The organism is Pseudomonas peli (assembly GCF_050563605.1).
Taxonomy (GTDB): domain Bacteria; phylum Pseudomonadota; class Gammaproteobacteria; order Pseudomonadales; family Pseudomonadaceae; genus Aquipseudomonas; species Aquipseudomonas peli_A.
Window position 1 is genome coordinate 149,537 of the sequence record NZ_JBNXUH010000006.1, and the last position, 23,203, is coordinate 172,739.

Genomic DNA, 23,203 nt, shown 5'->3' on the forward strand with positions numbered 1-23,203 from the left:
CAATCAGCCCGGTAGCAATACGCCAGCATGACGACTTAATCAAATAGGTTGTTCCACAGCCGCTTGACCGGGTTAACCGGTGCCGACTGTTCGGCCGCCGCAGGCCGCCGCCGAGGCGTCTGGGCCAGGCGTACGCGCTGTTCGTGGCCATCCAGCAGCTGCAATAACTGCTCGTTGGCCGGCTCCACTTCCAGGCCCTGCTGCACCAGCGCCAAGGCCAGAGCAAACTCGCGGCGCTTGTAGGCGTCTTCACTTTGCTCGATATAGCGCTGCGCCACCCGATTGATCCCGGCCAGCGCCAGCAGGTTGTCCGGCTCCCAGGCCAGCACTTGGCGGAAGTAGTGGGTGGCACTGTCATCTTCCGGCAGTAGCAACTGCTGATCAGCCAGACGCTGTTCGGCCAGCTGCAGGTACTGATTGATCCGCGCCTGCAGCACCCGCGCCAGGCCATCCAGAGCCGCAGAGTTGTCCGCATCGAGCGCCAGCACCTGGCGGAACAGGTAGTCGGCGTTGTCCTGCGGCGGCTCCAGCAGACTGCCGTTTTGCAGGCGCAGCTCAGCTCGCGCCAGGTATTCGCTGATCTGCTTCTGCTGATACAGGTAATAACCGCCGCCGGCCGCCCCAGCCAGCAACACGATGCCGACCAGCAGCCAGACCCACAGCGTACTGCGCGCAGATTGGCTTCTGGCCGGTTTGCCCAGGCTCAGCGCCGGGGCGATGCGCGTGCTGTCCGGATCATCGCGGGTCAGCTCATCCAGGCTGGCCAGCAGCACCTTGCAGTCGGCAAATCGCTCATCCGGCTCTTTCGCCAGCATGCGATCGAGCAACCACTGGTAGTTCTGCAAATGCGCCGGCAGTTGCGGCACGTCCATCTGCAGGTGGTTCATCACGGTCTGGGTGTAGTTGGCGGCGCGATAAGGATTACTGCCAGTGAGCATCTCCAGCAGGATCACCCCCAGGCTGTAGATATCACTGCGCGCATCCAGCGCCTGGCACTGCGCCTGCTCAGGGCTGCTGTAGGACGGGCTGCCAACGGCGATGCCGAACTGGGTCAGGTCATGGTCCAGCTCGACTTCCTTGGCCACGCCGAAATCGGTGATTACCGCCGTGCCGTCGCTACGAAAGAGGATGTTGGCCGGTTTGATATCGCGGTGTACCAGGCCCTTGTCATGCACCACGGCCAGGCCGCTGGCCACCTGCTGAACGATACGCAAGGCACGCGGCAGGTCGAACACCTCGCCCTTGTGCTGCGCCAGATCGCCACCCGGGACGAATTCCATGGTCAGGTAGTGGCGACCATCGACCAGTTGGTCGATGTCATAGATGGTGATGATCGAGGGGTGATGCAGGGACGCCACGATGTGGCCTTCCTTGAGAAAGCGCTGGCTGAACGCCTGATCATCCGCGCTCAGCAGTACCTTGATCGCCACCTTGCGCTGCAGCGACGCCTGGGTGGCCAGGTACACCTCGGCCATGCCGCCTTTGCCCAGGCGACCATGCACCTGATAACCGGGGATTTCGAGCAATTGTTCAGTCATGGGAGTCAGTGCACACCGGCAGATTAGGGCTTGCGGGAGGTAAACAGGCGGCTGAGCAAACCGCGCGGTTTGGCCTCAACGCTGGGCGCAGCCGCATCAAGGCCGAGCACGATACAGGAGATATTATCCTTGCCACCCATTTCGTTGGCCTGCGCCAGCAGCTGGTCCACCAGCTCATCGAGGGTCTGGGCGTTGCTGCACAGCTGTTGGATCTGCGCGTCTTCCAGCTCGCCGGTCAGGCCGTCGCTGCAGAGCAGCAGCAACTCATGCTCACCTAGCGAGCCCTGCTGCAAACCCACCTGCAACGGCTGATCATCGCGGCCCAGGCACTGCAGAATGACATTGCGCTGCGGATGGCTACGCGCCGCTTCGGCGCTCATCTGTCCGGCATCGATCATCGTCTGCACCCAGCTGTGGTCGTGGGTCAGGCGCTCGATATGCCCGGCACTGACCCGATAAGCACGGCTGTCGCCGACCCAGGCAATGCTGAATGCGGCGCCAACAAAGCGCACCGCCACCAGGGTTGTGCCCATGCCGCGCTGCTCATCGGCGCGCGCCACAGCGAGAATCTCCCGATTGGCTGCATGCACCGCTTCGACCAATTCCTGGCCATCGGCGCAGGCCGCCTGCAGGGTCTGCAGCGCCAGGGCGCTGGCCACTTCGCCACATTGATGGCCGCCCATGCCGTCAGCAATCGCCCACAGATTCAGCTGTGGGCAGCACAACAGGGCATCTTCATTGTGCCCACGCACCCGTCCAGGCACGCTGTGGCCGGCGTAAATCAGCGCTTGTTCCATCAACGTCTCGACATAGGGGTTCAACAGTCACACAGCAGCCAGGCTGCAAGCGGCGCAAGGTGCGCAAGGTGCGCAAGGTGCGTCCATGATGCGGCGGCAAACTCAAACTGTCACCGCCAGCCGCCGATTTTGCCGGTGAACTGTTAACCAGTCGAACCCAGACGGGCCTTCTGCCTGGCCGGATAACTCCCCAGCTATTCGCCCAGCATGGGCGTAGACTCATAACACCAGCCTCGCCTCACCGCGAGGGGATGGCCCGCTCCAGAATGTTCAACCACGACATTGTCAGAGGTGAAGATCATGAGCAAAGGTATGGATTCGAAGAAACAAGTGAAGAAAAAGCCGCTGAAAACCGCCAGCGAAAAGCGCATGGACAAGAAAGACAAGCAAGGTGCGAAAACCCTGCTCGGCAGCCACGCCACCAACGTCTGAGCCACCGGTCTGAGGCAAGCATCGCGCTTGCGCTCAGACATTCAATCAGCCGCGTGACCACTACCCGCTATGCACTACCGCCTACTCCCCGCCTCGCTCAAACCACTTGCCGACAAGTTCTACCGCAGCCAACGCTCAGCCATGCGCGCCACTGCCGACGCCCAGCTATGGGTGGCAGAAGATCAGGAAATCGTCGCCTCGCTGTGCCTGCACAAGATCGCGCATGGCCACTGGCTGACCAGCCTGCTGGTCGCCACGGCGCTGCGTGGGCAAGGTGTGGCCCGTCAGTTGATCGAAGCTGCGCTGGCCGATTGCACCACGCCGGTCTGGCTGTTCTGTCACCCGCAGCTGAGCGACTTTTACCAGCGCCTGGGCTTTATCCCCTGCACCGATCTGCCTCAGCCGTTGGCTGAACGCCTGGCCCGCTATCAGCGCAGCAAAAATCTACTGGCATTTTCCCGTGCACCTTGCGCAAGCCTTGCGGCACAAGGGCTAGAACCTTAGTACCAGGCAACTCGGGCGCCATTCGGCAGATAGAGACCCATACTGGCACTTTGCTGGATTTTACTATTGCCATCGCCAAGGCAAGCTCTGCATGCTTAGCTCATAACAACTACAACAATGGTTATTCACTATGCGGATATCGCGGCTGCTCAGGCGTCTGCGTAACGACTTTCAGTTGTCCATCATTACGCTGATGGGCCTGTTTGGCGTGATTGGCATTACCCCCTATGCCGTATACCGGCTAGCCACCGGTAACTACCTGGTAGGTACCGCCGACACCGTAATTGTGGTTTCCACCGTGCTCGCGGTGCTCTATGCCTGGCGCACCGGGGACACCGTCAAGCCCGGCATTTACCTGGCCAGTATCTTCTCTATCGGCTCGACCCTGATCGCCATCAACCTGGGCGTCAACGGCCTGTTCTGGATCTACCCGCTGATCCTCTTCAACTTCTATATGGTGTCGCCCACCAAGGCCTTGATTGCCACCATTCTGGTGCTCACCACCCTGGTCGGTTACGGCCAGCTGAACCCTGGGGCAGTATTCGAAAGCGACTACCAGATGGTTTCATTTCTGGTCACCAGCATGATGGCCAGCATCCTCAGCTTCGTGTTTGCCTACCGCACCAGCAGCCAACGCGATCAGCTGCAACAACTGGCCATCCACGACCCGCTGACCGGCGCACGCAACCGCCGGGCGATGAATGAAGAGCTGAAGATCGCCGCCTCCATCTACCGCCGCCACGGCAACAGTTACGGCGTTCTGGTGATGGACCTGGACCATTTCAAACGGATCAACGACAACCATGGCCATCAGGCCGGCGACCAGGTGCTGGTGGACTTCGTAAAGCTGATCAAAAGCTCCTCGCGCAAGGAAGACCGGCTGTTCCGCTTCGGCGGCGAGGAGTTTCTCCTGCTGCTGCCCAACACCGAGCGCACCGGCCTGCTGGCGGCCGCACAACATCTGCAGCAGCAAGTGGCGCAGCATCTGCGCGGGCCTGGCGGGGCGGTGACCATGTCGGTCGGCGGGGCCATCCTGCGCCGCGACGAGCATTGGGAAAGCATGCTGCAGCGCGCCGACGAACGCCTGTATCGCGCCAAGAATGCCGGGCGTAACTGCATCATCATCGATGACGGCGTCGATACCACCAGCAGCCTGCCTATCGCCTGAGCGTGCGATTTATCTTTGCTTACAACTTACCGCGAGAAAATTATCGCGCGCTGCCGGCACGGCTGTAACAACTCGGTTTTACCTCTGTCTATTGGCCACACCTCATACAGAGCACCGCCATGAAAAGACGCTCCCTGCTCAAGGGGATGGCCCTGTTGCCAGCCCTGCCCCTGCTCGGTCACGCCCCATTCAGCCTGGCGCAAGCCATCGCCAGTAGCGTGACACCCTTGGATAAACCCCATGGCGACTGGCGCGCACTACTGACGCCCGAAGCCTATGCCGTACTCTTCGAAGAAGACACCGAAGCCCCCGGCAGCAGCCCGCTGAATCAGGAAAAACGCGACGGCACCTACCTCTGCGCCGCCTGCTACCTGCCGCTGTTCGCCAGCCAGGACAAATATGAAAGCGGCACTGGCTGGCCCAGCTTTACCCAGCCAATTGCCGGCCACATGGCCACCAAGCGCGACTTCAAACTGTTCTTCCCGCGCACCGAATACCACTGTGCGCGCTGCGGCGGACATCAGGGCCATGTCTTCGACGACGGCCCGAAACCTCGCGGCGAACGCTGGTGCAACAACGGCGTGGCCTTGCGCTTTATCCCTCAAGGCGAAGCCTTACCTGAGCTGCGGAGCTGAACATGACTGCCATCACCTCTACCTGGCGCAGCCGTCTGCTGGCCAGCAGCATCCTCGCTCTGGGTGGCCTGCTGGCTGCCTGTGAACCCACCGCCGCGCAGGCGCCGCAGCCACAAGCCAATGCGCCAACGGTGGAAAACCCTGGCGTTGCAATCTTTGCCGGCGGCTGCTTCTGGTGCACCGAATCGGACTTCGACAAAGTGCCCGGCGTGATTGAAACCACCTCCGGCTATATCGCCGGGCATGTCGACAATCCCACCTACGAGCAGGTGTCAGCCGGCACCAGTGGCCATATCGAAGCTGTTCAGGTGCGCTTCGATCCGAGCAAGACCAGCTACGCCAAACTGCTGGAAGCCTTCTGGCCCACTATCGACCCGGTGACCGCCAACGCCCAGTTCTGCGACCGTGGCCCGCAGTACCGCAGCGCGATCTTCTACAGCAGCGCCGAAGAGCAGCAACTGGCCGAAGCCTCCAAAGCCACTTTGGAGAAATCCGGGCGCCTACCGGCCCCAGTGGTCACGGAAATCCTCGCCGCCAGCACCTTCTACCCGGCCGAGGACTATCACCAGGACTACTACCAACGTAATCCGCTGCGCTACAACTACTACCGCAACGGCTGCGGCCGCGACCAACGGCTAGAAGAGCTATGGGGCAAGAAGTAATACAACACGCCCATCAGCTGGCCCTCGCGCCAGCTGATGGCCTTGTATTCAGCTGCTGATACCAGGCTGCAACAATCGTCGTATCCGCTATGGTTGAGCCCACACCTTGCCCAGTGAGCGCGCCATGGCCCCGTTGAAACCCTTGTTCAAACTCACCTCGCTGATCGCCCTAGGCGGCTGGCTGATGCTGGTCTGCCTGCCGTTCTGGCCCTATACCGATGAGCTGGTACTAGGCCTCAGCGTGGTCCTGCTGGCCATCGTCTATAGCTGGCTGCTGTTTGTCGCCATGCGCCAGCGGCCCGAACCGGGTAGCGGCAGGCCCGGTTTCTTCAGCCTCGGCGGGGTGCTCTCACTGCTGCGCCAACCCACGGCCGCGCTGGCAGCCTGGGTTCATATCCTGGCGTTCGATCTGATGGTTGGGCTGTATATCCGCCACGAAGGCGCCATCGCCGGCATCAGCCACTGGGCACTGCTGCCCTGTTATGTACTGACCCTGATGTTCGGCCCACTGGGCCTGCTGGCGTTTCTAGGCTTGCGCTGCGGCTTGGTGATGGCGGCCTGAGTTAGCGGCTGCGCTCATAGTATTCAGTGCTCTGCCCAGGATACTGCTGCACCCGATAGCCATTGGGGTACTCGATCGTTTGCTTGATCGTCCCGCGGTTTTCTATCGATTGACTGCCGTAGCGCTGTTCATGGCGCTGCAGGCCATCGGGTAGGCGCTGCCCGCCATAGAGGTTATGACTTTCGATGGTCTGCGAGCTACCTATGCTGCCGCTGGCACCGGGGCTGATATAGGTTTTCGGAATGACCCGCAGCGTCTGCGGCGCTTGCGGCTCGGCATACAGCGGAGTCACCAGCAGCAACCCCACCAGACTGACCACATATCTGCACATCGTCATTACAACCTCTGCGCCATCGGCGCGAAATGAACTTGAAGGTTTGGCAACACCAGCACGCCTGCGGTTCCGACCATTGATCCAGACAGCGCATACGCACGCCGCTTAACTGCTCAAATAATGAGCAATCATCCTCGGTTTGCTGGAAAGCACAAGCAACCCCAGCGCCCAACGCAGGATAAGCACTTCGTAAAACCCGCTGTGCTGTTTCGCGATACCCGTCCCGCTTAATCCGGTGGGCATTTATTACTATCAACGGCTATGCATTCGCCTGAGCATCGCCAACCAGATGACTATCCGTATCGCTCTACTCCTTCTCGCCTGCCTGCCCGGCCTGGCTCTTGCTGACCAATTCATCTGCCAGGTGATGACCATCAGCGAAGGCGACACCTTTAGCTGCCTGACCACCGAGAACAAACGGCTGCGGGTGCGCCTGGCGGAAATCGACGCGCCGGAAAGAAAACAGCCCTATGGCGCCGAAGCCAAGCAGGCCCTGTCTGATCTGGTGCTAGAAAAGCAGGTGGTTCTGCATGTGCAAGAAGTCGACCGCTACGGCAGAACGCTGGCTCGGGCCTATGTCGACGGCGTTGATGTGAATTACACCCTGGTCGCAGAGGGCGCAGCCTGGGCCTATACCAAACAGCTGAAGGACCATCGACTCAAGGATGCAGAGACCCTGGCCAGAAATATGGGCAAAGGCCTCTGGCAGCTTCCCGCCGAAGACATAGTCGCGCCCTGGGACTGGCGCTACGCCGGCAGAATCGAGGCACCGCAAAAAAGCAAACCAGGCCGAACCGCGTCGTTCTCCCAGTTTGGTGGCGGTTAACGGATTAGCTTAGATGGTGCCGGAGACAGGAATCGAACCTGCGACCTTCGCGTTACGAGTGCGCTGCTCTACCGACTGAGCTACACCGGCAAGATGTTGCTTAAGCCGCGAAGCACACCAACTGCAACGCAACTCAAGCTGTCATCCCAAGCCTAGCTGAAGGCCGCACGCCTCACTGACTTTGCGCTTCAGTGACGCGTAACGGCGGTTACTTGTCGGGCAGTTCGATACGGTCTTCGTGGATCACGATGCGACCCTGCTTGTACAAACCGCCGATGGCCTTCTTGAAGTTGCCCTTGCTGACGCGAAACAGCCCGGCAATTTCTTCAGGCGAGCTTTTGTCGTTCACCTTGAGTACACCATCGTGCTCGCGCAACTTGGCCAGAATCTGCTCGCCAAGGCTGCTGGCGGCTTCCTGACCAACCGGTTGCAGGCTCAGGCTGATCTTGCCGTCGGCGCGCACTTCCTTGATAAAACCTTTTTCCTGCATGCCGCTGCGCACGAACTTGAACAGCTCATTCTTGTGGATCAGGCCCCAGTGCTTGCCATTGATAATGGCCTTGAAGCCCATATCGGTGGACTCGACCACAAGCAGGTCGACTTCTTCACCCGCCTTGTAGTTCGCCGGCGCGATGTCCAGGTAACGATCCAGACGCGCGGTGGCAGTGATGCGCTTGCTGCGTTTGTCGAGAAACACATGCACTACACAATAATCACCGACCTGCAGCGGACGTTTTTCTTCGGAGTGCGGCAGCAACAAATCTTTTGGCAAACCCCAATTAAGGAATAAGCCCACCCGGTTTATATCCACAACTTTCAAACTGGCAAATTCACCCACCTGAACTTTTGGCTTTTCCGTGGTGGCAATCAACTTGTCTTCACTGTCCAAGTAAATAAAGACGTTCAACCAGTCTTCCACTTCACTTGGGGTATCGCTCGGGATATAGCGCTTGGGCAATAGAATCTCTCCATCCGCGCCGCCATCCAGATACAGGCCGAAGTCGGTGTGCTTCACGACCTGCAAACTATTCATTCGTCCAATTACAGCCATGGTGCCCTACCCTCATTACCAGGCCGGCATTCTAGCCGACTCGCCTGTTAATTTCTCGGCCTACCGGCCATCGCACGGCGCCAGCCTGATGACCTGCGGGCAATCCGACCGATGGTCCAGATCGCGAGAAGCGGCCTCAACACGAATTATCTATTCTTATTAAAACAATCACTTACTGGCGTATCTGCTAATTACTCGGACTATTTACAGAATAACCTCTCTGCATATCGCTACATCCGAGCTTTATTTATCAAGCAATTGTCAAGCATTTCGAGTATTATGCGCGGCCAAATTAATTTTTGAGTAGGTTAATGGCCGTCATGCGCGTAAAAGCATCCAACAGCAAACCCAAGCCGGCTCCTGCCGTGGAAACCAGCGCCTCGATCGACGCACAGATCGAAGCCTTCCTGAAATCCGGCGGGGAAATTCAGCAAATTGCCAAAGGCGTCAGCGGCCAGGTGTACGGCACCACCAAGCAGATCACCATCGGCAAAAAATAACGCTTTCTGGCCATGCAGCGCTTTGCTCGCAATGACAAGGCGCTGGCCAGTGCATAACCCCTCTCCATCCCCCGCTTCCCTCCTCATCACGACATAAGTTGTTTTTACCCTTTTGCGCCCCAGCCACTGGCGCTTAGCACAACCTTGTTTCAGAATCATGTCAGTCCGCATCTTGCGGCTGATTTCGGCATTGCCGCTGCTGAAGATGGCAATCGCCCCAGGAGTACCCGTGCGCGTTACCTGCAATTGGCTGCGACACCCTTCCAGCACCCTGCTTACCCTCGGTTTGTTATTACTCGCCCTGCCGTTGCTCAGCCGCTACGCGCTGGGCTGGTCGCACGCCTATGGCTACCTGTCTGACCTGGCAATCGGCAGTCTGCTGCTGGTTGTTCTATACCAACGTTCCTGGCTGCTGAGCATTCCTCTGCTGCTGACTTGGTGCATCTTTACCCTGAGCACCGCCGAGCTGGTCAATGCGGTGGGGCGTATGCCGGAACCGGCTGACTTGCAATATCTGGGCGATGCGCAGTTCGTCAGTCATTCGACCCAGGGCAGCGGCTTAAGTCAGCCGCTATTGGCGATAGCCATGGCCGTGCTGGTGGCGCTTTACCTGGGCCTGCGCAGCTTGCAGATACCACGCCGCGCCGCGCCGTTTGCACGCACCTGGCTGCTGCTACCGCTGGCGCTGTTTGCCGTGCACAGTGTCGGCCAGCAATTCAAACCCAGCGAAGCCGACCAATGGCTGCAGTTCAATCTGCCGCACAAGCTGCTGGCGGAGAGCAACAATAGCAGCCAGCAATACCTGGCCGACTGGCTGGCGGGTGATGAGCCCAGCAGCCCACCCGACATCAGCGGCCTGAACCAACTCGACCTAAGCGGCACGCCGCTGCTCAAGCAAGCCGGCAGCGCCCGCAACGTCCTGATCATCACGCTGGAAGGCGTGACAGGCGCCTACCTGCAAGCCAGCCGTCAGGCCATCGGCAGCAGCTACGCGCAAGACCCGATGCCGCGCCTGAGCCAGTGGGCCGAACGCGGCATGCTCACTACCGATTACGTGCTGCATAACCATCAAACCATCCGCGGGCTCTACGCCATGCTTTGCGGTGATTACGAAAAACTCGACTCGGGCACGCCGAAGGGCGTTGAACTGCTCAACAACCCGGCGCGCAGCGAGCAATGCCTGCCTGCGCAATTGCGCGAGCGCGGCCTTAGCACGCACTTCCTGCAAGGTGCCGGGCTGCGCTTTATGGCCAAAGACCAGATCATGCCGCAGATGGGTTTCGACAAGACCCTGGGCCGTGACTGGTTCAAGAACAAGCCCTATCTCGAATTCCCCTGGGGCATGGACGACAAGGCCTACTTCGAAGGCGCCCTGGGTTACGTGAAACAGCTGCGCAAGAAGCGCCAACCCTGGATGCTGACCTTGTTGACCGTGGGCACTCACCAGCCCTACTCCGCTCCGCAGAACTACCTGGACCGTCACCCCAACGCCAAACTGGCAGCGATTGCCTACCTGGACGATGCCGTCGCCGACTTCCTCGCGGCGCTGGAAAAACAGGGGGTGATGAAAGACACCCTGGTGATCGTCACCTCGGATGAGTCCCACGGCCTGGAGAACGTACGCCTGGCTTCGGCCTGGGGCTTCAACCTGCTGTTGGCTCCCGAACAGGCGCAACTGCCGGCACTCAAGCAAGGTGTGTATGGCCATGTCGACCTGACCGCTTCGGTACTCGATTACTTCGCCTTCCCGGTGCCAGCCAATATTGCCGGGCGCTCATTGCTGCGCGATTACGCCACGGGCCGCGAGATCATCTCCTACACCAATGGCCTGCTGCGCCAGCATGACGGCCAGGGCACGCTGACCGAATGCGATTTCCAGAATGTCTGCCGGCGCTACGCCAGCCCTGGTTTTATTGCCGACAGCGCGCGCTACCTGGGCCGCTTCAGCGGCAAACCGGCACGCCTGATCAGCCAGCAAGCGGCCCTGCTCGACCAATCACTGAGCAACGGCGGCCAGACCGAGCAGCGCTACCAGTTCGCAAACCAGCAGCCAATCAAGCTCAAACCCAGCGTCAGTGATGACTGGGCAGACAACTTGGTGGGCGCGCAATACCTGACCTTGGGTGCCGCTACGCAAACCACCGTGACCCTGAAAATCCGCGCCCTGCGCATGGATAAAAAGGGCGCCACGCTGCAATTGAAAACCAAGGAATACGACCGCAACGTAGCCTTGCCGATCCCCGAGCTGCCACTGCTAACCCGTAACAAGCCCGTCGAAGTCAGCTTCACCTTCGACAACCCGCAAGCGCGCAAGGCGTTTTCCTTCCACCTGCTGGGTCAGGGTCAAGGCTCCATCGAGATTGTTGATTTCAGCGTCAGCAGCACGCCGCTACAGACCGAGGAAGAACTGCTGGCCGCGCAAGAGGGCCTCGACGAGGTCGCACCCACGCAATAGACCGCTGAGGCGCTGACGGCACCAGTTGCCGTCAGTGCATGGCGTAGCGACGCTCGATAGTCGTGTACTCGCCACTTTCCCGAATCGCTGCCAAGCCCTGATTGAAGCGCTCGCAATGGGCCTGTTGGCGGCAACCTAGCTTGTAGTCGGTAGCCGCGAAAATCGGATAAAGGGTCAGCGGCTGGGTCACATCAACCTGGGTGTACACCTCACGGTTGAAGTAACGCAGGATGCGCATGTCCGTCACCACTACATCCACTCGGCCGCTGTAGAGCATGCGATTGCGGGCAATCTGAAACGCCTCCTCGCGGTAGCGCGGATTGTTTTCGGCCATGGCCTGGTACTCACTGCCGAGCAGAAAGCGCGCGCGCTGAAAGGCATTTACCGAGTAGCCCACCAGGTCGCTGATGCGCTGGATATCCAGGTTTCGCGAGCGCAGGGCCACCGCGACATTCTGGTAGCGGATATAGGGTTCCGAATAAAAAATAGAACCGCCGCTGCGCTCATTGGTGGTGGCAATAACGTCGATCTGACCCTTGCTCAGCATCAGGTTCAAACGTTCCATCGGCGCGTAGTACGCCACCGGTTCTAGCCCGCCGCGCTGCGCGGCAGTCATCACGATGTCGTGCTCCAGGCCACGGGCCTCGTTCTCGAAGATATAGGGCGGTTTGTGCGTGCCAAAGCCTACGCGCAGAGCTTGCGCCGACACGGTCAGGCTGCATGACAGCAAACAACAGACCCACAACCACTTCATAGCGATACCCGAGTTGGACAAGTGTCCAGCATAGCCGGCTATGGCATGGCTCTGCATTGCTCTATCGCTGAGATCGATTATTCCGAATCGGACATACGCCACGCATCAGCAGCTTTCAGCGCAAGGCTGAAAGCATGACCGACAAGCCGTGACCTAACCGCTGAGCACGCATTGCCAACAGTCGTTAAACGAGGTTGGCTCTAGCCGCCGTATCGGCAAACACCTCCGGCGACAACGCGGCCGGGCCCTGGTCGTCAAGCAACTCACGGGAATGCTCCCCCCCAGGAATGCTGCTGTCGATCATGCTGAGCAGTTGCAAGCCTCGTGGCGTCAGCACGAAATTCTCGCCGTTACCGCCCTCTTCTTCCGGCCGTGGTTCGATAAAGCCAGCGCCGAGCAACTGCGACTCATACTCCGCCGCCTGTGCCTTCAACGCATCCAAGTTATCGGTGTGCTCACCTGCACGTTCAAGCTCCTGCGCGAGCTCCTCGGCATAAGCACGGGGCGCGAAGTTTTTACCGGCAGAACTTTGCACTTCATGCAGCAAGCGCTCGATAAGATCCCAGTTATAAGACATATCGCTTTCTCCCATTCGCGTTGCGCTCAACCCAGTGGCAAGCGCGAGGGCTGCATTGCACGCCGCCCTGTTAAGTTCCGACCCACCCATGCCCGCTTAGGTTCGACCTGAACTTTCCCCACCCAGTCGTACTCAACCGAACACGTCAGCCTGTTCGCCAGCGAGGACATTGCCATGAAGATCACTCTGCCCAGTAAAACCGCTCTGAGCCTTTGCGCTGCCTTCGCTCTATTTGCCCAGAGCACGGCCTACGCATCCTGTAGTTCCGAGGAGGCGATCGCTAAAGCCGGGCAACTCGCAGCCAAAGTCGCCGAGATCACCAAAAAGGATCCTGCCCGCGCGGAACAGCTGCGCGCAGAACTGAAGGAAACCTCACCCGAGACATCTTCTGACGAGCTGGAAAACGCTTGCGAAGGCTACGACCAGCGCCTCAAGGAGTTGGAAGAAGCCGGCGATGAGATGCTAGACGACCCAAACTAGCCGCCACCCGGCTTGCTCAACCGCTGCCGATCACCCGGATCGATAACGGAGGATTCGTCGCACCTTGGCCACTCCGGTCTAGACTTCAGCCACTTTGTTCAGCCTCTACCGGAGAATTCCCATGCTTAAAGCCGAGTATCAAACCCGCGGGCCCGTTCCTCAGGAAGCAATCGCCGCCGTTGCGCTGCAGCTAGCGGAGCCAGGCGCCGGCCAAGTGCGTATCAAGGTGCTGGCTGCGCCGATCAACCCGTCCGATGTGCTGACCCTGACCGGCGAATACGGCATGCTGCCGCCGCTGCCAGCGATTGGCGGCAACGAAGGGGTTGGCCGGGTAGAAGCGCTCGGCGCCGAGGTCGGCAACCTGAAGGTCGGCCAGATGGTGCTGTTGCCGGTTGGCTGCGGTACCTGGGTCAGCCATTTGAATGCGCCGGCGAACAAATTGATCCCGCTGCCGGAAGCTGACCCGCAACAACTGGCCATGCTCACGGTAAACCCGCCGACCGCATCCCTGATGCTCAGTGAATTTGTCGACCTCAAGCCCGGCGATTGGGTGATCCAGAACGCCGCCAACTCCGGCGTCGGCAGCTACCTGATCCAGCTGGCCAAGCTGCGCGGTTTCAAGACCATCAACGTGGTACGCCGCGAATCAGCGGTAGCCGGCGTTGAAGCAGAAGGCGGTGATGTGGTGCTGGTCGATGGCCCGGACCTGGCCAAGCGCGTGCGCGCAGCCACTGGCGGTGCAAACGTGCGTTTGGGTATCGATGCTGTAGGCGGCGAGTCGACCGATCACCTGGCTGCCAGCCTCTGCGAAGGCGGCGTGCTGGTTAACTACGGCATGATGAGCCGCCAACCGTGCCAGGTATCGCCCGCGTCGTTTGTGTTTCGCGATGTCAGCCTGCGCGGTTTCTGGTTGGCCAAATGGTTCCAGAACGCCAGCCAGGCCGAGCAGATGAAGGTATTTGGCGAACTGGTGCAGCTGATCGCCAGCGGCAAGTTGCACACCCGCGTGGCCGCCACCTATGACGTCAGCGATATCAAGCAGGCCGTGGCGGCCGCCGCCAGTGGCGAGCGTGACGGCAAGATCCTGATCGTACCGAAGTAACGGCTAATCTGAAGACGGCGGCTGGCCCGCCGTCTTCAGCCGCCAGCAGGCGTATCGCTCAACCACAGCACCAACCCCGCCAGGGACAGGTGCAGCAAGACGATCAACCAGAACAACAGCTGATAGCTCAACTTGCGGTTCTTGTGGCGAATCAGCCGCTGCGCCAGCAAGCCGCCCGGCCAGCCACCCAACAACTCATACAGGTGCAGGCGCGCCTCGGGCGTGCGTTGCTGGCCCTTGATGGCGAATTGTTTGTCGCGGTAGTAGGCGATAAAGCAGATCAGGCTCATCAGCCCGTAAACCAGCGCCAGCACGGCCAGCACATCGACCCCAACCAGCAGCGGTTGCAGCCGTTCGTGCCAGAGCTGCGCCACACCCTGCAGCAGCGGCGGGTAGCTGGCGTAATTGCTGACACTCAAGGCCAGGTTGCTGTGGGCGATGCTGCAGGGCTGATCGCTGTAGAGCACCACACCGTCAAGCTGCACGCATTTGTGCACCGCGCCCTGGGCCTGCGCGGTGATTAACAATGCAGCAATCCAGCAGACCCAGCGGCCCACGACGTTACTCGGCAGCTGGCGTACGGCGCTTCAGCGGCGCCAGGCCGTCCTGGCTGACCAGCACCGGCGCATCGGGTTTCGGCCGGTTGATGGTGTTGCGCTTCGGCGCTTTGGCGGCCGGCTTTTTCGTGGCGAGCTTCTTGCCGGTTTTCGGGTCGACCTTTTTCTTCTTCGGGCCAACTGCTTTGCCGGACGCCTTGAGGTTTTTCGGGCCTTGGTAGATGCCCTTGAGGTCCTTGATATTGCGGCGCTCGAAACGCTGCTTGAGGTAGCGCTCGATGCTCGACATCAGCGCCCAGTCGTTATGGCAGATCAGCGAGATCGCCAGACCTTCAGCGCCAGCACGGCCGGTGCGGCCGATGCGGTGCACGTACTCGTCGCCGGAACGCGGCATATCGAAGTTGATCACCAGATCCAGGCCGTCGACGTCCAGGCCACGGGCGGCCACGTCGGTAGCCACCAGAATCTTCACCGCACCCTGCTTGAGGCGGTCGATGGCCAGCTTGCGATCCTTCTGGTCCTTCTCGCCGTGCAAAACAAAGGTCTTGAAGTCGTGAGCGACCAATTTGCCATACAGGCGGTCGGCCTGGACGCGGGTATTGGTGAAGATGATCGCCTTGTCGTAGGTCTCGTTCTTCAGCAGCCACTCGACCAGACGCTCTTTATGGTGGTTATGGTCAGCGGTGATGATCTGCTGACGGGTGCCTTCGTTGAGCTGGCTGACGCGGTTGAGCTGCAGGTGCTCAGGCTCTTTCAGCACCTTGCCGACCACTTCACGCAGCACTGCGCCGCCACTGGTGGCGGAGAACAGCAGGGTCTGACGGTCGGCGTTGCACAGCTCGGACAAACGCTGCACGTCCTCGGCAAAGCCCATGTCGAGCATGCGGTCGGCTTCATCGAGCACCAGCACTTCAACTTCATCGAGCAGCAGATTGCCGGCGTTGGCGTGTTCGATCAGACGGCCAGGCGTGCCGATCAGGATGTCGACCTTGCGCAGCATGGCGGCCTGCACCTTGAAGTCTTCACCACCGGTGATCAGACCGCCCTTGAGGAAGGTGAACTGAGCGAAGCGCTCGACTTCCTTGAGGGTCTGCTGCGCCAGCTCGCGGGTTGGCAGCAGGATCATCGCGCGCACGCTCATGCGTGGCTGAGAAGCGCCATCGCCGAGCAGGCGATTGAGCATTGGCAGCACAAAGGCCGCGGTCTTGCCGCTGCCGGTTTGTGCGGTAACCCGCAGATCTTTTCCTTGCAGCGCCAGCGGAATGGCCGCCAACTGCACCGGGGTGGGCTCGACAAAGTTAAGCTCGGCCACGGCTTTGAGCAGGCGTTCATGCAGGGCGAATTGGGAAAACACGGGTATACCTCGACAAAAAATCAGCAATACAGCGGCATAGATTACCGGTTCTGCCGGCTAAAAGCCCGAACGGCCTGGCCAACGGCGTCTGTAGCCTAGTTGGCAGCCCGGCAGCAGGACACTAAAACGGCGCAGATCGAGGCCTCCCGTCAGGCCACTACGCAAGCGCCGCGTCGCGCCGGTAGAATGCGCGCCGCCATTCAATTCCGGATGGCATGGGTTCCCTAACCCCATTCAGCAAAAAGGTTCCGTCATGCTCATTACCGCCCCTCAGCGCCTGCGCAATGCGCTTATGGCCCTGGTGCTGTTCCATATCCTGATCATCATCGCCAGCAACTACTTGGTGCAGCTGCCAATCACCCTGTTCGGCTGGCACACCACTTGGGGCGCGTTCAGCTTCCCGTTTATTTTCCTGGCCACCGACCTGACCGTGCGCCTGCTCGGCAAACGCACGGCGCGCCTGGTGATCGCCCGGGTAATGCTGCCGGCGCTACTGATTTCCTACATCGTCTCGGTATTGTTCCAGGAGGCCAGCTTTCGCGGCTTCGGCGCACTGCTGGAGTTCAACGAGTTCGTGCTGCGCATCTCCATCGCCAGCTTCCTCGCCTACGTGCTGGGGCAGATTCTCGATATCCAGGTATTTGACCGCCTGCGCCAGTTGTCGCTGTGGTGGGTGGCGCCGACGGTGTCGACTATCTTCGGCAACCTGCTGGACACCTACGCATTCTTCTCCGTGGCGTTCTGGAATAGCAGCAACCCGTTTATGGCCGAGCACTGGGTGGAAATCGCCACTGTCGATTACGGGGTCAAGCTGGTCGTCAGCCTGCTGCTGTTCGTACCGCTCTACGGCATGCTGCTCAATGCCATTCTGCGCATGTTGGCTGGGCGCGATGACAGTACCCCACCCGCCACGCCGGCCAATTCTGGGCCACACTGAAGAGAGCGCAGCCGATGGCTGCGCGAGTTGTTTAACCCTCCCTCTCGCGGAGTACCGCCATGTACCGCTCCTTGTTGCTAACCGTCACCAGCCTGGCCCTGGCAGTTGCCTTGAACAGTGCCAGCGCCGCCCCCAAACACGACAAGCATGACAAGCACGGTGGCGATGACGATATACAGGTTGATATGCGCGGCCCGAGCATCGATATCGGCCGAGTGCGCATCATTCTTGGCGACAACCGAGCGCTGATCGGCCCAGCCCAGTCTTTGCCGCCGGGCATCCGCAAGAACCTGGCGCGCGGTAAGCCCCTGCCGCCGGGCATTGCCAAGCGCTTCGACAATCGCCTGCTCGACCAACTGCCGCGCTACGAAGGCTACGAATGGCAGCAAGTAGGCACCGACGTGGTGCTCGTCACCTTGGCTACGGGACTGATCTACGAGATTCTGCAGAACGTGCTGGACTAAAGCCCGCCAGGAAACTTTGCCCCCTATTGCCACTCAACTGATCAGGGCCTCAGCCGAGCCCTGTGTTTGTGACTGGGGGCATCGCATGAAACCCACCCTGATCTACTACGTCGCCGCCAGTCTGGACGGCTATATCGCCCGCCCGGATGGCCGAGTCGATTGGCTGGAATCGATCCAGACCACCGGGGACGACCATGGTTACCACGCCTTCTATGACGGCATCGATGCCCTGCTAATGGGCCGCATGACCTTCGACGCGCTGATGGATTCCGAGGTGGATTGGCCCTACCCCGGCAAGCCCTGCCTGGTATTGACCCGCAACCCGCACGAGCAATTGCCGCAGGGTGTGAACATGCGCCACTGCACGCCAATCGAAGCCCTGATGGAGCTGGCCGAACAAGGCCATCAACGCATCTGGCTGGTAGGCGGTGGTTCGCTGGCCGGTAACTGCTTCGCCGCCGGTCTGCTCGACGAGCTGATCGTCAGCCTGGTGCCCTATCTGTTGGGCGCCGGCATCCCGATGTTCTCCAGCGGTCTGGAGCGCAGCCTGAGGCTGCACGAACAGCGCAGCTTCAGCAGCGGCGTGGTGCAGCTGCATTATCAGGTGTTGCCGGAAAACCCTGCGGATGTCGTTCTATAAACCTTGCCGCGCCTGCTTGATCAGCAGCCGCGCGCTGTCCCAGCCGACCAGCAGCACCGCCAGCCAGATCGGCAGATAGGTCAGCCATTGCGCGCTATTGAACTGCTCGCCGAGAAACAGCAGCGCCACCAGAAACAGCAGCACCGGCTCGACATAACTGAGAATGCCAAACAGCCCCATCGGCAGCAGACGACTGGCGGCCATCATCGCGGCAAACGCCAGGGAGCTGAGGATCGCCAGCCCCGGCAGCAGCCACCACAGCTGCGGCGCCTGACTGAACAGCTGCGGCGGGCTCCATTGCAGCACCAGCCAGATTGCCACCGGAGCCATAAACAGCATCTCGAAGGCAAACCCGGACAAGGCATCCAAGCGCATCCAGCGGCGCAGCATGAAATACGGTGGGTAGCCCAGTACCGTGACCATCACCACCCAGGAGAACGCCTGGGTCAGCCACAACTCATGGGCCACGCCGAGCAAGGCGCAGAACACTGCCAGACGCTGCAACGGCCGCAGCCGCTCGCCATAGAACACCCGCCCGGCCAGCACCATGGCCAACGGCAGCAGGAAATAGCCCAGCGACACTTCCAGCATGCGCCCGGCCAGCGGCGCCCAGACAAACAGTGCCCACTGAATACCCATCAGCAGCGCAGCCAGTGGCAGGCTGGCCAGCAGCAACGGCTCGCGCCGCACTCGACCGCAGGCGGCGAGCAGCACCGGCCATTGCCGCGACAAGGTGATCAGCAGCAACACTGCCGGCATCGACCAGAGCACCCGCTGGGCAAATACCTGCAAGCCATCCAGTGGCGCCAACAGCCGCACATAGCCGGGCACCAGGGCAAACAACACCGAGGCAATAATCGACAGCGCCACACCGCGCCCAGACAGCTGCATCACATCACCCTGCTCAATCAAACCCCGACATCTTGCCTGGCTTGTAGTTAAGACCACAGCCACAAAGCGACACAGCCAGGTACTTAAACAGCCGTACAGCGCAAAAACACAGGCCATAAAAAAGCCCGCACTGCATCAGCAGAGCGGGCAGAGACGTCCAGGAGCGCCGGACGCCAGGAGAGCAGGATGCAGCGGGAAAATCAGATGGCCTGGGCCAGTTGCGCCTTGGCCTGGTTCAGGCCTTTTTCGAGAAAGTCGCCGCCCAGGTTGAGGCCTTCGGCGTGGATAAAGCTGACATCGTGGATACCGACAAAGGCCAGCGCCTGACGCAGGTAGGGTTCCTGATGGTCCTGAGTGCCGCCGGCGTAGATGCCGCCACGGGCGGTCAAGACAAAGGCGCGCTTGCCGCTGAGCAGGCCTTGCGGACCGGTTTCGGTGTACTTGAAGGTCACCCCGGCGCGCAGCACGTGATCGAGCCAGGCTTTCAGGGTGCTGGGGATGGCGAAGTTGTACATAGGCGCAGCCAGCACCAGCACATCGGCGGCCAGCAATTCGTCAGTCAGCAGGTTGGACAGCGCCAGCGCTGCCTGCTCGGCTTCACTCTGCTGCCCGGCCGGGGTCATCCAGCCACCCAGCAAGTTGGCGTCCAGGTGCGGCACCTGGTCAACCGCGAGGTCACGCACCTTGATCTGATCCGCCGGATTGGCAGCCGACCAGTTGGCGATAAATTGCGCAGTCAGCTGACGCGAAACCGAACCTTGCTGACGGGCGCTGCTTTCAATTACCAGGACGTTTGCCATGTTGTTTGCTCCATCGAAGGGTTGTTGAACGTCGATGAGCAAAGAATAGGAGCGCACAATCCGATTAAAAAGCACAAATACCTGCGCCAAACAATCTAATAATTTGATTTATAGCCTGCCCAGGCTTAGTCTCTGGGCAGTCGCGTGGCTAGAACCTATTAAAAGCCTCGCGAGCTAGAGCCATGCAAGGCAGAAACAGGCGAGGGAGCGGAGTGTACTTTTGTACATGAGCATTACTCGTTTCACTCGCCTTTCGGGCCGCGCTAAAGCGCGTTAGCCGCAAGCGGCTTGCCGAGCCTGTTTCTAACGCAGCAGGGCCGACGCGCAGCAGGCTGGAAGGTTTAAGACAGTTCGCAGGTCAGCTTGACCCGCAGCTTAATAATGCTGCGGCTGAACTTCACCGCCAGGCTGCTGCTTTCACCGGCAGCCAGGCTGACCTTGCGGGTGCGCGGCGCTTCCGGACCGTTACGGAACACCGCCGCACACTTGGCGTCGCTGCGGCCATAGTTGTACAGCTGCAAACCGCCCATGTTGTGGTCGATTTCCTGGGTGGTGGCCGAGACTTCAGCGCCATTTAGCTGTTTCTCCACCTCGATCGGGTAGGCCATTACAGTCAGCGGCAGGCAGGCCAGCAGTGCGCAACAGAGCTTTTTCATCAGGGCAGTCTCCGGCAAAAGACGGCCAGTTTAGGTTGATTGAGTCGTCATTTGCACCCTGGAACTTGAGTGAGCACAGGAACCGAATATGAAAGCCCCCCGCGTAACCCTCGACCAATGGCGCACCCTGCAGGCAGTGGTCGATCACGGCGGCTTTGCTCAGGCGGCCGAGGTGCTGCACCGCTCGCAATCCTCGGTCAGCTACACCGTGGCGCGCATGCAGGAGCAGCTGGGCGTGCCGCTGCTGCGTATCGATGGGCGCAAAGCGGTTTTGACTGAAGCCGGTGACGTGCTGCTGCGCCGCTCGCGGCAGTTGGTCAAACAGGCCAGCCAGCTGGAAGACTTAGCCCACCATATGGAACAGGGCTGGGAGGCCGAAGTGCGCCTGGTGGTCGATGCCGCCTACCCCAATGCCCGACTGGTGCGCGCGCTGACCGCGTTTATGCCGCAAAGCCGCGGCTGCCGGGTGCGCCTGCGCGAAGAAGTGCTGTCCGGCGTGGAGGAAGTGCTCAAGGACGGCATGGCCGACCTGGCCATCAGCGCGCTAAACATTCCCGGCTTTCTCGGCGCGGAAATGAGCACCGTGGAATTTGTCGCCGTCGCCCACCCCGATCACCCGCTGCACCGCCTGCAGCGCGTCGTAACCTTCCAGGATCTGGAAACCCAGATGCAGGTGGTGATCCGCGACTCCGGTCGCCAGCAACCGCGCGATGTCGGCTGGCTCGGCGCCGAACAACGCTGGACAGTCGGCAGCCTGGCCACCGCCGCCACCTTTGTCAGCAATGGCCTGGGCTTTGCCTGGTTGCCGCGTCACCTGATCGAACGCGAGCTCAAGGACGGCCAGCTCAAGCCCCTGCCGCTGGATCAGGGTGGCAGCCGCAACCCGCTGTTCTTCCTCTACTCGAACAAAGACAAACCCCTGGGCCCGGCCACGCAGATTCTCGTCGAGCTGATCCAGCGCTTCGATGCCGCCCCTTTGAATGCAGCCTTTGCTGCGCCCCTGCCCTCCGCCTGAGAGGAACCTGTAGATGTCATTTTTTGATAACGACGACTGCCAGCTGCACTACGAGGAATACGGCCACGGCGCGCCCGTACTGCTGGTCCACGGCCTCGGTTCGAGCACCCGCGACTGGGAATACCAGATCCCCGAGCTGGCTCGTCACTACCGGGTTATCGCCCTCGATGTGCGCGGCCATGGCCGCTCGGACAAACCCCGCGAGCGCTACAGCATTCAAGGCTTTGCCGAGGATGTGGCGGCGCTGATCGAGCACCTGCAACTGCCGCAGGTGCATCTGGTGGGTATTTCCATGGGCGGCATGATCGGTTTCCAACTGGGCGTGGATCGCCCCGAATTGCTGAAGAGCCTGTGCATCGTCAACAGCGGCCCGGAAGTGAAGGCGAAAAGCCCGCGCGACTATATCGAGATCGCCAAACGCTGGACGCTGTCACGCCTGCTTAGCCTCGACACCATTGCCAAGGCCCTGGGCAAGCTGCTGTTCCCCAAACCAGAGCAGGAAGAGCTGCGGCAGAAAATCCTGGTGCGCTGGCCGCAGAACGACAAGCGTGCTTATCTTGCCAGCCTGGATGCGATTATCGGCTGGGGCGTGCGGGAACGCCTGGCGCGGATCAGCTGTCCGACCCTGGTGGTCACGGCCGACCGCGATTACACCCCGGTGGCGCAGAAGCAGGCCTACGTTGACGAAATGGCCAATGCGCGCCTGCTGGTGATCGAAGACTCGCGCCACGCCACACCGCTGGACCAACCCGAACAATTCAACAGCAGCCTGCTAGCCTTCCTTGCCGAAGTCGAGCAGACCGCCCCCACTGCCAAGCAACAATAAGGACTACCCCGTATGTTCAAGACCCTAACCCTCGCCGCCTGCTCCATCCTATTTGCCGGCAGCCTGCTGGCCGCAGAAAACCCGAAAGTGCTGCTGACTACCAGCCTCGGTGAAATCGAGATCGAACTGGATGCCGAGAAGGCGCCGATCAGCACCGCCAACTTCCTCGCCTACGTCGACAGCGGCTACTACGCCGGCACCCAGTTCCACCGCGTGATCCCAGGCTTTATGGTGCAAGGCGGCGGCTTCGATGCCGACATGCAGCAAAAAGACACCCAGGCGCCGATCAAGAACGAAGCCGACAACGGCCTGCACAATGTGCGCGGCACCCTGGCCATGGCCCGCACCCAGGTACGCGACTCGGCCACCAGCCAGTTCTTTATCAACCACAAGGACAACGCCTTCCTCGACCACGGCTCGCGTGACTTCGGTTACGCCGTGTTCGGCAAGGTGGTGAAGGGCATGGACGTGGTCGACAAGATCGCCCAGGTGCCGACTGCCAACCGTGGCGGCCATCAGAACGTCCCGCGTGAGCCGGTGCTGATCACCGCAGCCAAGCGTCTCTGATAAACCCATGCGGGGTGGGCCTGCTCACCCCGCGCGCTTTAACCCTCTTTTTTCTGCGCAACACCCTCCTCGGCAAACTCGTTAGAATCGGGCGCTATTCCCTGATTTAGGCAGGATGC

At 60.5% G+C, this 23,203-nt stretch carries 27 protein-coding genes, 1 tRNA gene and 1 pseudogene; 17 read left to right on the plus strand and 12 right to left on the minus strand.

The features are described from left to right. Window positions 1–35: 35 nt before the first annotated feature. Window positions 36–1,538 (minus strand): protein kinase domain-containing protein, encoded by a 1,503-nt coding sequence (locus ACQ4LH_RS09210; RefSeq protein ID WP_430696891.1) that lies wholly within the window; start codon window positions 1,536–1,538, stop codon window positions 36–38. 23 nt (window positions 1,539–1,561) lie between these two features. Next, window positions 1,562–2,335, minus strand: coding sequence for a PP2C family protein-serine/threonine phosphatase (locus ACQ4LH_RS09215; RefSeq protein WP_430696892.1), 774 nt, complete (start codon window positions 2,333–2,335; stop codon window positions 1,562–1,564). 300 nt (window positions 2,336–2,635) lie between these two features. On the opposite strand from ACQ4LH_RS09215, the gene ACQ4LH_RS09220 reads away from it, so the two are divergent. The 6 genes from ACQ4LH_RS09220 (at window position 2,636) to ACQ4LH_RS09245 (ending at window position 6,298) form a co-directional block, all read left to right on the plus strand. Beyond that, window positions 2,636–2,767, plus strand: coding sequence for a hypothetical protein (locus ACQ4LH_RS09220; RefSeq protein WP_430696893.1), 132 nt, complete (start codon window positions 2,636–2,638; stop codon window positions 2,765–2,767). Window positions 2,768–2,836: 69 nt separating this feature from the next. Then, window positions 2,837–3,271, plus strand: coding sequence for a GNAT family N-acetyltransferase (locus ACQ4LH_RS09225; protein ID WP_430696894.1), 435 nt, complete (start codon window positions 2,837–2,839; stop codon window positions 3,269–3,271). A 130-nt stretch (window positions 3,272–3,401) separates the two neighbouring features. After that, complete coding sequence (locus ACQ4LH_RS09230; protein ID WP_430696895.1) at window positions 3,402–4,439, plus strand: GGDEF domain-containing protein; 1,038 nt, start codon at window positions 3,402–3,404, stop codon at window positions 4,437–4,439. Window positions 4,440–4,558: 119 nt separating this feature from the next. Next, a complete protein-coding gene (gene msrB, locus ACQ4LH_RS09235) occupies window positions 4,559–5,074 on the plus strand; it encodes a peptide-methionine (R)-S-oxide reductase MsrB (RefSeq protein WP_430696896.1) in 516 nt (171 codons plus the stop codon). Window positions 5,075–5,076: 2 nt separating this feature from the next. Further along, a complete protein-coding gene (gene msrA / locus ACQ4LH_RS09240) occupies window positions 5,077–5,736 on the plus strand; it encodes a peptide-methionine (S)-S-oxide reductase MsrA (RefSeq protein ID WP_430696897.1) in 660 nt (219 codons plus the stop codon). Between the two features lie 124 nt (window positions 5,737–5,860). After that, window positions 5,861–6,298 carry an ABA4-like family protein gene (locus ACQ4LH_RS09245; protein ID WP_430696899.1) on the plus strand — a complete coding sequence of 146 codons (438 nt, stop codon included), beginning with the start codon at window positions 5,861–5,863 and terminating at the stop codon, window positions 6,296–6,298. Window position 6,299: 1 nt separating this feature from the next. On the opposite strand, the gene ACQ4LH_RS09250 is transcribed toward ACQ4LH_RS09245, so the two are convergent. Next, window positions 6,300–6,635, minus strand: a complete 336-nt coding sequence (locus ACQ4LH_RS09250) for a hypothetical protein (protein ID WP_430696900.1) — start codon at window positions 6,633–6,635, stop codon at window positions 6,300–6,302. 286 nt (window positions 6,636–6,921) lie between these two features. On the opposite strand from ACQ4LH_RS09250, the gene ACQ4LH_RS09255 reads away from it, so the two are divergent. Beyond that, window positions 6,922–7,458, plus strand: a complete 537-nt coding sequence (locus ACQ4LH_RS09255) for a thermonuclease family protein (protein WP_430696902.1) — start codon at window positions 6,922–6,924, stop codon at window positions 7,456–7,458. 14 nt (window positions 7,459–7,472) lie between these two features. Here the strand turns inward: ACQ4LH_RS09255 and ACQ4LH_RS09260 are convergent. Together ACQ4LH_RS09260 and ACQ4LH_RS09265 are read right to left on the minus strand one after the other, a co-directional pair. Further along, a tRNA-Thr gene (locus ACQ4LH_RS09260) sits at window positions 7,473–7,548 on the minus strand. Window positions 7,549–7,666: 118 nt separating this feature from the next. Then, window positions 7,667–8,509, minus strand: a complete 843-nt coding sequence (locus ACQ4LH_RS09265; protein WP_430696904.1) for a CvfB family protein — start codon at window positions 8,507–8,509, stop codon at window positions 7,667–7,669. Between the two features lie 311 nt (window positions 8,510–8,820). Here ACQ4LH_RS09265 and ACQ4LH_RS09270 point away from each other — a divergent pair, with 311 nt between their 5' ends. Together ACQ4LH_RS09270 and ACQ4LH_RS09275 are read left to right on the plus strand one after the other, a co-directional pair. After that, window positions 8,821–9,009, plus strand: a complete 189-nt coding sequence (locus ACQ4LH_RS09270) for a hypothetical protein (RefSeq protein ID WP_169852821.1) — start codon at window positions 8,821–8,823, stop codon at window positions 9,007–9,009. Window positions 9,010–9,238: 229 nt separating this feature from the next. Then, window positions 9,239–11,464 (plus strand): LTA synthase family protein, encoded by a 2,226-nt coding sequence (locus ACQ4LH_RS09275; protein WP_430696905.1) that lies wholly within the window; start codon window positions 9,239–9,241, stop codon window positions 11,462–11,464. A gap of 31 nt (window positions 11,465–11,495) precedes the next feature. On the opposite strand, the gene ACQ4LH_RS09280 is transcribed toward ACQ4LH_RS09275, so the two are convergent. Together ACQ4LH_RS09280 and ACQ4LH_RS09285 are read right to left on the minus strand one after the other, a co-directional pair. Next, entirely contained in the window at window positions 11,496–12,173 is a 678-nt protein-coding gene (locus ACQ4LH_RS09280; protein WP_430696906.1) for a substrate-binding periplasmic protein, read from the minus strand. Window positions 12,174–12,402: 229 nt separating this feature from the next. Continuing rightward, a complete protein-coding gene (locus ACQ4LH_RS09285) occupies window positions 12,403–12,795 on the minus strand; it encodes a transcriptional regulator (protein ID WP_430696907.1) in 393 nt (130 codons plus the stop codon). 174 nt (window positions 12,796–12,969) lie between these two features. Between ACQ4LH_RS09285 and ACQ4LH_RS09290 the strand changes: the two genes are divergently transcribed. Together ACQ4LH_RS09290 and ACQ4LH_RS09295 are read left to right on the plus strand one after the other, a co-directional pair. Then, complete coding sequence (locus tag ACQ4LH_RS09290; RefSeq protein ID WP_430696908.1) at window positions 12,970–13,275, plus strand: hypothetical protein; 306 nt, start codon at window positions 12,970–12,972, stop codon at window positions 13,273–13,275. A gap of 121 nt (window positions 13,276–13,396) precedes the next feature. Next, window positions 13,397–14,377: a zinc-dependent alcohol dehydrogenase family protein gene (locus ACQ4LH_RS09295; RefSeq protein ID WP_430696909.1), complete on the plus strand. Its 981-nt coding sequence runs from the start codon at window positions 13,397–13,399 to the stop codon at window positions 14,375–14,377. Between the two features lie 35 nt (window positions 14,378–14,412). Here ACQ4LH_RS09295 and ACQ4LH_RS09300 read toward each other — a convergent pair. Further along, window positions 14,413–14,682: pseudogene (locus ACQ4LH_RS09300) on the minus strand (DUF1294 domain-containing protein); the annotation flags it as partial. A gap of 256 nt (window positions 14,683–14,938) precedes the next feature. Continuing rightward, window positions 14,939–16,288 (minus strand): DEAD/DEAH box helicase, encoded by a 1,350-nt coding sequence (locus tag ACQ4LH_RS09305; RefSeq protein ID WP_430696910.1) that lies wholly within the window; start codon window positions 16,286–16,288, stop codon window positions 14,939–14,941. Window positions 16,289–16,541: 253 nt separating this feature from the next. On the opposite strand from ACQ4LH_RS09305, the gene ACQ4LH_RS09310 reads away from it, so the two are divergent. From ACQ4LH_RS09310 to ACQ4LH_RS09320, 3 genes are all read left to right on the plus strand, one after another. Then, window positions 16,542–17,225 (plus strand): 7-cyano-7-deazaguanine/7-aminomethyl-7-deazaguanine transporter, encoded by a 684-nt coding sequence (locus ACQ4LH_RS09310; protein WP_430696911.1) that lies wholly within the window; start codon window positions 16,542–16,544, stop codon window positions 17,223–17,225. A gap of 59 nt (window positions 17,226–17,284) precedes the next feature. Beyond that, window positions 17,285–17,689: an anti-virulence regulator CigR family protein gene (locus ACQ4LH_RS09315; protein WP_430696912.1), complete on the plus strand. Its 405-nt coding sequence runs from the start codon at window positions 17,285–17,287 to the stop codon at window positions 17,687–17,689. Window positions 17,690–17,774: 85 nt separating this feature from the next. Next, complete coding sequence (locus tag ACQ4LH_RS09320) at window positions 17,775–18,329, plus strand: dihydrofolate reductase family protein (RefSeq protein ID WP_430696913.1); 555 nt, start codon at window positions 17,775–17,777, stop codon at window positions 18,327–18,329. Here the strand turns inward: ACQ4LH_RS09320 and rarD are convergent. From rarD to ACQ4LH_RS09335, 3 genes are all read right to left on the minus strand, one after another. Then, window positions 18,324–19,220 (minus strand): EamA family transporter RarD, encoded by an 897-nt coding sequence (gene rarD / locus ACQ4LH_RS09325; protein WP_305283800.1) that lies wholly within the window; start codon window positions 19,218–19,220, stop codon window positions 18,324–18,326. The genes ACQ4LH_RS09320 and rarD overlap by 6 nt on opposite strands. Before the next feature lie 200 nt (window positions 19,221–19,420). Then, window positions 19,421–20,020 (minus strand): FMN-dependent NADH-azoreductase, encoded by a 600-nt coding sequence (locus tag ACQ4LH_RS09330; RefSeq protein WP_430696914.1) that lies wholly within the window; start codon window positions 20,018–20,020, stop codon window positions 19,421–19,423. Between the two features lie 341 nt (window positions 20,021–20,361). Continuing rightward, complete coding sequence (locus ACQ4LH_RS09335; protein WP_430696915.1) at window positions 20,362–20,676, minus strand: 3-phosphoglycerate kinase; 315 nt, start codon at window positions 20,674–20,676, stop codon at window positions 20,362–20,364. 88 nt (window positions 20,677–20,764) lie between these two features. Between ACQ4LH_RS09335 and ACQ4LH_RS09340 the strand changes: the two genes are divergently transcribed. From ACQ4LH_RS09340 to ACQ4LH_RS09350, 3 genes are read left to right on the plus strand one after another with little or no spacing between them, the layout of a single operon-like run. Beyond that, window positions 20,765–21,691 (plus strand): LysR family transcriptional regulator, encoded by a 927-nt coding sequence (locus tag ACQ4LH_RS09340; protein WP_430696916.1) that lies wholly within the window; start codon window positions 20,765–20,767, stop codon window positions 21,689–21,691. A 13-nt stretch (window positions 21,692–21,704) separates the two neighbouring features. Next, window positions 21,705–22,517, plus strand: coding sequence for an alpha/beta fold hydrolase (locus tag ACQ4LH_RS09345; protein ID WP_430696917.1), 813 nt, complete (start codon window positions 21,705–21,707; stop codon window positions 22,515–22,517). Window positions 22,518–22,529: 12 nt separating this feature from the next. Further along, on the plus strand, window positions 22,530–23,084 hold the full coding sequence (locus tag ACQ4LH_RS09350; protein ID WP_282875273.1) for a peptidylprolyl isomerase: 555 nt from the start codon (window positions 22,530–22,532) through the stop codon (window positions 23,082–23,084). The last annotated feature ends 119 nt before the right edge of the window (window positions 23,085–23,203 follow it).

What these genes read in the sequence shown, in the direction of transcription:
- ACQ4LH_RS09295 (WP_430696909.1), top strand. Translation starts at nt 13,397, where the DNA reads ATGCTTAAAGCCGAGTATCAAACCCGCGGGCCCGTTCCTCAGGAAGCA.
- ACQ4LH_RS09255 (WP_430696902.1), top strand. Translation starts at nt 6,922, where the DNA reads ATGACTATCCGTATCGCTCTACTCCTTCTCGCCTGCCTGCCCGGCCTG.
- ACQ4LH_RS09340 (WP_430696916.1), top strand. Translation starts at nt 20,765, where the DNA reads ATGAAAGCCCCCCGCGTAACCCTCGACCAATGGCGCACCCTGCAGGCA.
- ACQ4LH_RS09290 (WP_430696908.1), top strand. Translation starts at nt 12,970, where the DNA reads ATGAAGATCACTCTGCCCAGTAAAACCGCTCTGAGCCTTTGCGCTGCC.
- rarD (WP_305283800.1), bottom strand. Translation starts at nt 19,220, where the DNA reads ATGCAGCTGTCTGGGCGCGGTGTGGCGCTGTCGATTATTGCCTCGGTG.
- ACQ4LH_RS09315 (WP_430696912.1), top strand. Translation starts at nt 17,285, where the DNA reads ATGTACCGCTCCTTGTTGCTAACCGTCACCAGCCTGGCCCTGGCAGTT.
- ACQ4LH_RS09225 (WP_430696894.1), top strand. Translation starts at nt 2,837, where the DNA reads ATGCACTACCGCCTACTCCCCGCCTCGCTCAAACCACTTGCCGACAAG.
- msrA (WP_430696897.1), top strand. Translation starts at nt 5,077, where the DNA reads ATGACTGCCATCACCTCTACCTGGCGCAGCCGTCTGCTGGCCAGCAGC.
- ACQ4LH_RS09310 (WP_430696911.1), top strand. Translation starts at nt 16,542, where the DNA reads ATGCTCATTACCGCCCCTCAGCGCCTGCGCAATGCGCTTATGGCCCTG.
- ACQ4LH_RS09350 (WP_282875273.1), top strand. Translation starts at nt 22,530, where the DNA reads ATGTTCAAGACCCTAACCCTCGCCGCCTGCTCCATCCTATTTGCCGGC.
- ACQ4LH_RS09330 (WP_430696914.1), bottom strand. Translation starts at nt 20,020, where the DNA reads ATGGCAAACGTCCTGGTAATTGAAAGCAGCGCCCGTCAGCAAGGTTCG.
- ACQ4LH_RS09215 (WP_430696892.1), bottom strand. Translation starts at nt 2,335, where the DNA reads ATGGAACAAGCGCTGATTTACGCCGGCCACAGCGTGCCTGGACGGGTG.
- ACQ4LH_RS09210 (WP_430696891.1), bottom strand. Translation starts at nt 1,538, where the DNA reads ATGACTGAACAATTGCTCGAAATCCCCGGTTATCAGGTGCATGGTCGC.
- ACQ4LH_RS09285 (WP_430696907.1), bottom strand. Translation starts at nt 12,795, where the DNA reads ATGTCTTATAACTGGGATCTTATCGAGCGCTTGCTGCATGAAGTGCAA.
- ACQ4LH_RS09270 (WP_169852821.1), top strand. Translation starts at nt 8,821, where the DNA reads ATGGCCGTCATGCGCGTAAAAGCATCCAACAGCAAACCCAAGCCGGCT.
- ACQ4LH_RS09245 (WP_430696899.1), top strand. Translation starts at nt 5,861, where the DNA reads ATGGCCCCGTTGAAACCCTTGTTCAAACTCACCTCGCTGATCGCCCTA.
- ACQ4LH_RS09320 (WP_430696913.1), top strand. Translation starts at nt 17,775, where the DNA reads ATGAAACCCACCCTGATCTACTACGTCGCCGCCAGTCTGGACGGCTAT.
- ACQ4LH_RS09345 (WP_430696917.1), top strand. Translation starts at nt 21,705, where the DNA reads ATGTCATTTTTTGATAACGACGACTGCCAGCTGCACTACGAGGAATAC.
- ACQ4LH_RS09265 (WP_430696904.1), bottom strand. Translation starts at nt 8,509, where the DNA reads ATGGCTGTAATTGGACGAATGAATAGTTTGCAGGTCGTGAAGCACACC.
- ACQ4LH_RS09230 (WP_430696895.1), top strand. Translation starts at nt 3,402, where the DNA reads ATGCGGATATCGCGGCTGCTCAGGCGTCTGCGTAACGACTTTCAGTTG.
- ACQ4LH_RS09250 (WP_430696900.1), bottom strand. Translation starts at nt 6,635, where the DNA reads ATGACGATGTGCAGATATGTGGTCAGTCTGGTGGGGTTGCTGCTGGTG.
- ACQ4LH_RS09335 (WP_430696915.1), bottom strand. Translation starts at nt 20,676, where the DNA reads ATGAAAAAGCTCTGTTGCGCACTGCTGGCCTGCCTGCCGCTGACTGTA.
- ACQ4LH_RS09220 (WP_430696893.1), top strand. Translation starts at nt 2,636, where the DNA reads ATGAGCAAAGGTATGGATTCGAAGAAACAAGTGAAGAAAAAGCCGCTG.
- msrB (WP_430696896.1), top strand. Translation starts at nt 4,559, where the DNA reads ATGAAAAGACGCTCCCTGCTCAAGGGGATGGCCCTGTTGCCAGCCCTG.